Genomic DNA, 6,000 nt, shown 5'->3' on the forward strand with positions numbered 1-6,000 from the left:
GTGGTGAGTGGTGAGTGAATTTTGAATTGAATTTCTCCCCCAGCTTCCCCAGCTCAAGAGCAGCTCTCTTCTCCCCGACTCCCGACTCCCGACTCCCGACTCACTATTATCATCGCAGCACAAAATTAAAATTCGTAGTGTAAAACGGTACGTGTCGACCGCTTGCCATCAGTTCGTCAACGGCATCGTGTTTTTGCAAAGAGGCGATCGCGGTTTTGACCGAGAAAGTTGTATCCGAATCGATGTGGGGATCGCCAGCAATAAATATCTGTGTTGTTAGTGGCGTGTAGCCACCAGGGGCGCTGAGCTTGAAATGAATGTGTGCAGCCCGCCAGGTATGTCGTCCTAATAACTCCAAGACTTCGCCGCAGGGTCCGCTAGCGGGGATATGATAGCCTGTCGGGACTACAGTTTCAAATTTATAAATTCCATCTGCTTTTGTTTTGAAACGACCGCGAAAGTTATCCTTTGGCTGGGATGGATCTTGAAGATCGTAGAGTCCTTGAGAATTTGGTTGCCAAACATCGACGATCGCATCAGCGATTGGCTTACCGTCTAAGTCTAATACGTAACCTGAAAAAATCAGCGGTTCGCCGTCCTTATCTATCCCCAGGCGATCTCCCATGTTGCGTTCTGGTGCATCCGGTACGTACATCGGACCTTCTAGATTGCTTTCTGTTGCTGTATCGTTGGCATCGTGCAACAGCTCTACCAGTTCGGAGATGCCGATCAAGTCTGTCAGCATGTGGATTTCCCCATTGGGGATTTCTTGAGTATGGTGACTTGCCCGATTGAGAAAATCGCGCCCCAACTGCAATTCCTGTTCGGTTAAATTCACCTCTTTGGCGAAGGCGTGCAGGTGCGTAATTAAGCTGCGGTAAATCTCGTAAAGTCGCGGGTGCGTTTTGCCACCATCACCGTGATTGATGACTGTTTGAGTAATGTTGTCGAGAGTAATTTGCACGATCTAACTCCTCCAACGGAAATTTATCAGCGTTTCCAAATCTTTTCTTTTCCTCTACATGGGTGGCGATCGCTCGATTTATGCAAAAGTTATAATTTTGACTTTTGTACGGGTGCACAGCTGTGCGCCCCTACGCCTTCTTCTTATATCTAGCTTCGGCATAATTCTGGATTTTGACCAGGCAAGATGAGCCAGTTAGCCACTAACTTAGCGATCGACTGCTCCTAATGCCAAAAGCGTAGCTGTTTGGGCTGGTGTTAGACCTATTGCGCCTGCAATCTTCATGCCTTCATAAAGTCGGTCAGCTCGTAGCGTTTGCAAGCACTGACCCGAACCAATATCCCAAAGCGCGATCGTTTCATCTTGGCTGCCACTAGCCAGTAATAAACCATCAGGACTGAAAGTAACTGAGTACACCCAACTCGTATGACCTGGCAACACTTGCAGACACTTACCACTTGTCGCATCCCACAATCGCACCGAGCAGTCATCGCTACCGCTAGCCAACATCCTACCGTCTGGACTGAAGGCAATCGAGCGTACCCCGCTGGTGTGACCGTGTAATATTTTCCAGCATTCACCGCTATTGACATCCCACAAGCGGATGGAGGCATCAGCACCGCCACTAGCTAAGATCCCCCCTAAGCCCCTCTTATCTAGAGGAGATGAGAGGATTGGGCTGAAGTTGACCGACCAGACCCAACCAGCATGACCGCGTAAAATTTGCAGACATTCACCGCTGTTTACATCCCACAAGCGGATGGAGGCATCAGCACTACCACTAGCTAAGATTTTCCCTAAATCCCCCTTAGTAAGGGGGGATGGGGGGATCGGGCTGAAGCTGACCGACCATACCCAATCAGTATGACCCTGTAAAATTTGCAGGCACTCGCCGCGCTGCACGTCCCATAATCGCACAGAGCGATCGAAGCTGCCAGTAGCCAAAGTTTCACCATCAGGACTGAAGATAGCTGAAAACACCCAATTGGTATGTCCGTGTAGTATTTGGAAACACTGACCGCGCTGCACGTCCCACAATCTGACTGAGAGATCGGCACTACTACTTGCGAGGATACTGTCTTGTTGGGTATTACTGGAGTTTGCAGGTGCATAGGTAACCGATCGCACCTCCTTAGCATGACCGTGTAAAACTTGCAGGCATTCACCACTCTTGACATCCCATAAACGCACGATCGCGTCTTCACTACCACTAGCTAGGGTACTACCATCTGGGCTGAAACTGACCGAGCGGATGCCATTAGTGGAGCCGCATAAAGCTTTTAGACATCGACCCCGCTTGACATCCCACAATCGTACAGAAGCATCGTGGCTGCCGCTGGCTAAAATACTACCATTCGGACTGAAAGCCACTGCCCAGACCCAATTAGCATGTCCTGATAACGCCTTGAGACACTGACCGCTATTCACATCCCACAACCGTACTAAGGAATCAGCACTGCTACTGGCTAAGATGCGATCGCCTAAAAGATCGCTCGATTCTTGACTTGGTGCAAAAGCAACAGACCAAACTCCACTTGTATGCCCGTGCAATGTTTTGAGGCAACGACCGCGCCTCACATCCCACAATCGCACTGACGAGTCTTCGCTACCACTGGCAACTATCTGACTATCTGGACTCCAAGCAACCGATCGCACGCCACCCGTATGTCCTGACAACACTTTCAAGCATCGACCAGTCCGAATATTCCACAACCGAACTGAAGTGTCATGACTGCCACTAGCTAAAATACAAGCATCGGGGCTGGGGGCAAAGGTAACAGACCAAACTCCGCCAGTATGACCTGACAATACTCGATCGCACTTACCACCCGCATCCCACAATCGAATTGATGCATCAAAACTACCACTAGCTATAGTTTGACTATCTAGACTCCAAGCAACCGATCGCACGCCGCTCGTATGTCCTTGCAAAACCTTCAGACATTGACCAGTGCGGACATCCCACAACCGCACTGAAGTATCATGACTGCCACTGGCTATAGTTTTACTGTCAGGACTGAAGGTGACTGACCAGACCCATCCCGTGTGTCCCTCAAGTGTCAAAAGCTGTTTGCCGTCTGCCACTTGCCACAAGCGAATTTTTCCATCTACATCGCCTGTTGCTAACAGGTTACCATCGGGACTAAATACAACTGAGACTACACTTCTTAAGGTTTCGGCAAACGCAGACTTGAGCAGATTGGCATTTTGAAAATTTACACCAGATAAATTTACTTGGCGTAAATCGGCTTGCCACACCCCTTGTTCCGAAAAGTCAAGCGATCGCAAATCTGCTTTCATCTGTACGAGCAGATTGATAATATTACCTCCGGCGTAGCTCGATCGCGATCGTACTTGTTGCCGCTGCTGGCTTGGCAACTGTCGCAATCGCTTGACTGCTTGGCGTTCGCCTAAGTGAGTTAGCAAACGCTCGATCGTAGGCTGCACGATCAGCCGTCTTTGTGTCTCCCGCACGTAGTCTTTAGCCAGTGCTTGCATTAATGGCAATCGCTGGCATAAGTCGAGCTGTTGACTAGTTAATTCCTCGCTTGCCTGCTTGACAAATCGCTCCGTAACGTACTCCATTACCATCGGTTGGAGTGACAGATACTCGCCACTTTTCTCAATTAGAGATCGCCGGAACAAGAAATTCATTGCTTGGGGTAGCTGGCGCTTGTAAATGACTGTCACCATCGCTTCTGCTAACTGGGCGATCGCAATCGGTTCTCGATGCAGTGCCAACCAATACATGACTTCTTGCTCGACCGCTGACAAGCGTTGAAACTGCCGCTCTAGTAAATCGCGGATATCTTCAAAGATAAGAATGCCTTGGTCTACATACTGCAACACGGGCGTAATGCTACCGTCAAATAGTTCTTGAGTTGCTGCTGCCACTAACTTCAACGCCAATGGATTGCCCCCATAGTGAGTCACCAGTCGGTTCCATTCTGCTTCTGTACCCGTAAATTGTCCCTTTTGGCGAAATAGCTCTCGCCCTTGGGCTAGTTGTAGCCCTCTCAGTAGTAGCGATCGTGTGGGTAGCCATTCGCCTTCGAGCCATGCTACCTCTTTCGGCTTTTCCCGACTCGTGACGATCGCGCAACTTTGATGGGAGACTTCTCCAAAACAGCGCAGCAGTTGACCGTAACCTTCGTAGCCGTCGCGATACTGTCCGGCTCTACCAGAGTGTAAAATCGTTTCAGCGTTGTCTAGAATCAGCAGGCAGCGCGAGGAGCGCAAGCATTCCATCAGCTTTGATAATTTATCGTTCAGGCTGGCAGGAGGGACTGGATCTTCCGATCGCACATGAAGCAGAAATTGCAATATGCTTTCGAGTAACTCTTCCAATAGCGGTGCGTTGGAGAGCGATCGCCAAATAACCAGTTCAAACTGGGATTGAATTTGCCGTGCTAGCTGCACTGCTAACGCGCTCTTGCCAATGCCACCAATCCCCATTATTGCCACTAGACGACAGCGTTCTTCCAGCAACCATTGCCGCAGTTGTCCTAGTTCTGCTTCTCGACCGCAGAATGTCGAGACATCAATCGCTTCTCCCCAATCCTGTTGTTGGCTTTCTTGCCCAGATACCCAAACTGAAGCAAGCGACTCATTTACAGCACAGTCTTCAGGGGATAGTTCCAAGCTGAAGGCATGAAAAAAGCACTCTAGCGACTGCCGATCTACTCGTTCTTGACGCTGAAGAATGCGAGAAATTGTATGTAGCGATAAACCCGTGCGATCGCTCAATTGTTCGCGAGTCAAACGCCGACCCCAGTTAGACTCCACCTCTACTGCTTGCTTTACCCGTTGTAATTTTTGCCATCCTTGAGCAGTAAGAATGACACCACGCTCGCGTTTAGATTTAGCTGGCGGTATGGAAGCCATAAACAACCGCTAAAGTGACGAGACTGGAGACAAATTGGAGCCTAACAGAATTTACATTGACTTTATTGCCGATTTGCGCTGTTTGAGTTTAGTTTCTTCAGGATTATTCTAACAGCAAGCGCCTGAAGCAAAACACTCGGTCACTACATATCTTGGAAAACTTGCAAACTCCATCTCAGTCAACATATCGTTATTGTCGAGTTCCAGCAACCCCGATATTTACCTTGAGATTTGCCAGCGGAAGTACACTCAGCTAGCGATCGCTATTTGATTGCCTACCATAAGTGGCTCAGGCAACTTGGCATTATTTGTGACACTATTTAAGCATGGTTGCTCAGATCGATCGTTTTTCTGAAGAGTTAGGCGTGCTTGTTGTATTGGCATCTGCTAGAGTCAAGACACTATGGGGACTCTCAAAAGTTTTTCCTGCCTCTGGCTGCCGACAAGCAATCGGGGTTTTTACGCGTTCGCCTTCGTCCGAAGCGAATATTTACAAATACATCGTAGAGGTTGTCAATTTTGGGACGGCGAAACTGAGAGCGAGTTGCAGTTTGAAATTCCTTAAACATATACAGAGCGCCATCTCGGTAATAGTTAATTGCGACTTGGGGTGCTGCTTGAGTTTTAAGTTCTTCACCGCGATCGCCCCCTAATGATTCCATAATCAGTTTTGTCGTTAAATTGTCTCACACAACCAAGCGAATGATTGGAGAGTGCGATCGCGCCATCAAAAACTCGTCCACTCGCGATTGTCGCAGATCTATTGGTTGGTTGGATGCGGTTGTGGCTACTGTTGTGGCGCAGCCAGGATCGGCAAGTTGGATGGAGTTAGTTAGGATGACCGGATCTGGGATGGGGCGAAGAGGCATAATGGCAGTTCTTCTAGGAATTTAATTGACTATTAGTTTAGGAGATCGCGCTAGAGATAGCGAGAAATCGTTCGCGCTCATAAGTAATTATACTTAGATGCCTCATTCAAATCCCAAATAAGTATCCTTATCTGCTCTAAGACACTGGAGTTTAGACTAATTAGCAAAGAAAAGCGGTCAGATCGTTGATTCCGCTCGCTTCATGGTCAAAGACGTTTCAAATCACTTGACCATGAGTAATTTTGACAAACTTCAGGATTTTCGGCACAAAGCCTATACTCT

Annotated in this window: 3 protein-coding genes and 1 pseudogene; all 4 read right to left on the reverse strand. The window is 48.5% G+C overall.

Annotation, left to right across the window (positions count from 1 at the left end):
• Positions 1-109 precede the first annotated feature (109 nt).
• The 4 genes and pseudogenes from ACRC32_RS30735 to ACRC32_RS30750 all read right to left on the reverse strand — a co-directional run bounded on the left by ACRC32_RS30735 (position 110) and on the right by ACRC32_RS30750 (position 5,718).
• Entirely contained in the window at positions 110-964 is an 855-nt protein-coding gene (locus ACRC32_RS30735) for a dioxygenase family protein (RefSeq protein WP_438557531.1), read from the reverse strand.
• Positions 965-1,171: 207 nt separating this feature from the next.
• Positions 1,172-4,849, reverse strand: a complete 3,678-nt coding sequence (locus ACRC32_RS30740) for an NB-ARC domain-containing protein (RefSeq protein ID WP_438557532.1) — start codon at positions 4,847-4,849, stop codon at positions 1,172-1,174.
• A gap of 334 nt (positions 4,850-5,183) precedes the next feature.
• Positions 5,184-5,484, reverse strand: a pseudogene (locus tag ACRC32_RS30745) (alternative oxidase); the annotation flags it as partial.
• Positions 5,485-5,535: 51 nt separating this feature from the next.
• The gene (locus ACRC32_RS30750; protein WP_438557533.1) at positions 5,536-5,718 is read right to left on the reverse strand and encodes a hypothetical protein; all 183 of its coding nucleotides are present in this window, start codon (positions 5,716-5,718) and stop codon (positions 5,536-5,538) included.
• Positions 5,719-6,000: the final 282 nt, after the last annotated feature.

Source organism: Chroococcidiopsis sp. (genome assembly GCF_051657925.1).
GTDB lineage: Bacteria > Cyanobacteriota > Cyanobacteriia > Cyanobacteriales > Chroococcidiopsidaceae > Chroococcidiopsis.

Bases quoted from the DNA above. Each gene is read 5' to 3' on its own strand.
- ACRC32_RS30740 (WP_438557532.1), bottom strand. From the start codon at position 4,849: ATGGCTTCCATACCGCCAGCTAAATCTAAACGCGAGCGTGGTGTCATT.
- ACRC32_RS30750 (WP_438557533.1), bottom strand. From the start codon at position 5,718: ATGCCTCTTCGCCCCATCCCAGATCCGGTCATCCTAACTAACTCCATC.